Source organism: Vibrio sp. 1727, assembly GCF_033344415.1.
Taxonomy (GTDB): Bacteria; Pseudomonadota; Gammaproteobacteria; order Enterobacterales; family Vibrionaceae; genus Vibrio; species Vibrio alginolyticus.
Genome location: NZ_JAWPOT010000268.1, coordinates 1 through 699, shown reverse-complemented (window position 1 = coordinate 699; position 699 = coordinate 1). Strand labels below are relative to the sequence as shown.

1 protein-coding gene is annotated in these 699 nt (G+C 35.1%); it reads right to left on the bottom strand.

Annotated elements, in window-relative coordinates; translation table 11 throughout:
* Positions 1 to 301, bottom strand: a 301-nt coding sequence (locus R8O10_RS25175; RefSeq protein ID WP_318191948.1) for a hypothetical protein, incomplete at its 3' end; no start/stop codon positions are given.
* Positions 302 to 699: the final 398 nt, after the last annotated feature.

Genomic DNA, 699 nt, shown 5'->3' with positions numbered 1-699 from the left:
CTGGCTTTAGCTGTTGAACTTCTATGATCTTCTTCTTGTAACTCGGATCTGTTTTAGCTGGTAGGTATTCTAAATAGAAACTGTCGCATTTTTCCATTAAGCTAGAACGCTCTAAATCTACCACCGTCAGGCAGTCAACAAAGTCTTTGTACGCTTCGTTGTCGGAAATGCCTTGAACAACTGCTGGCCCGGTAGTTTTGAGATATTCTTTGTATAGTTTTGCACCGACGACTCCAGAGCCAGATACAGCAACGATAGCTATAATAGACCAGGGAAAGGTGCTTTTAAGTGAGTCGAACATATTATATCCGTTTTATTGTTAGTATTAGTATTAAGGTGGGGATTGTTTTGGAATATTCAATGCATGAAATACAATAATTGTATTTCATGACTAGTTATATCTAGTTTTAAATATTATTTGTTCATCAAAAAGGCTGGTTATAAAACACCCACCAGCCCTTTCAATTTGATATTTAACCTGGGTATGCTAGAACAATGTCTATGTTAAACTTAATATCTGAAAGATTTAAACGGGTCAAAATATACTCAGTCATACTCGCAAAGTCGGCTTAAAATATTTGATTTACCAAATATACAAGGCTCTTTACGGAGGTGGTAAAATTTGGGTCTCCCAGATATTTCATCATATATTTCTTCTACATTTAAAGTCTCAATTATATCAATAGAGTCTGGATTTAA